General features: G+C 66.1%; 1 protein-coding gene. It reads right to left on the bottom strand.

The features are described 5' to 3' along the window. Nucleotides 1-40 precede the first annotated feature (40 nt). Nucleotides 41-880: IS3 family transposase (locus tag ACTQZF_RS09190; protein WP_441555108.1), on the bottom strand; the 840-nt coding region annotated here is incomplete at its 5' end.

Genomic DNA, 880 nt, shown 5'->3' with positions numbered 1-880 from the left:
GTTGAACTGCACCCCAAAACTTGGACGGCTTAAATAAGAACTACGCCGCAAGGGGCTGGTTCCGGAACTCCTCCGGGGTCAGCCCCTTCAGTTTAACCTGCCTTCGCCTCGTGTTCCAATGGGCGACGTACGCGTCCAGGTCCGCCTTGAAGGACTCGAAGTCGGGCCATGTCCTTCCCCGGAAGAACTCGTCCTTCATGTGGCCGAAGACCTGCTCGGTGGCGCCGTTGTCGATGCAGTTGCCCTTTCTGGACATGCTCTGGACGATCCCGGCGTCCTTCAGCCTCCCGCACCATGCGGCGTGCTGGTACTGCCAGCCCATGTCGCTGTGGAGCACCGGCGTCGCGCCCTCGGGCATCTTCGCCAGTAGCTGGTCGAGCAGCTCGGCCTGCTGCGCCATGTCCGGGCTGGTCGACGTCGACCACGCGACTATCTCCTTGCTGCCGAAGTCGTACACCGGCGCGAAGTAGGCCTTGCCCCAGGGCTGCTTGAACTCGGTGACGTCGGTGCCCATCTTCTGCCACGGCCCGTCGGCGGCGAAGTCGCGCCCGATGACGTTCTCGAACGTCTCGCCCACGACCCCCCTGTACGAGTTGTACCTATGGTAGTCGGTCTCGCGGCGGATGCCGCAGCGGACCCCCATCTCCCGCATCATCTTGAGCACGGTCTTGTTGGCTATGCGCGCGCCCAGCTCGGCGCGCAGGCACATGGCGACCTGGCGGTGGCCGCACCCGTTGGCCGTGCGCGAGAAGATCTCCGCCACCGCGTCCCGCAGCTCCGGGCGCGTCGGCCTGGCCGGGTGCGACAGCGCGTAATAGTAGCTGGACCGGGCCAGGCCGGCGCATTCCAGCAGGCTCCCCAGCTTGCACCCCTCCGCGCG

The organism is Collinsella sp. LCP19S3_H3 (assembly GCF_052119145.1).
Taxonomy (GTDB): domain Bacteria; phylum Actinomycetota; class Coriobacteriia; order Coriobacteriales; family Coriobacteriaceae; genus Collinsella.
The sequence above is the reverse complement of the archived record's forward strand: the minus strand, read 5'-3'. Positions and strand labels throughout refer to the sequence as shown.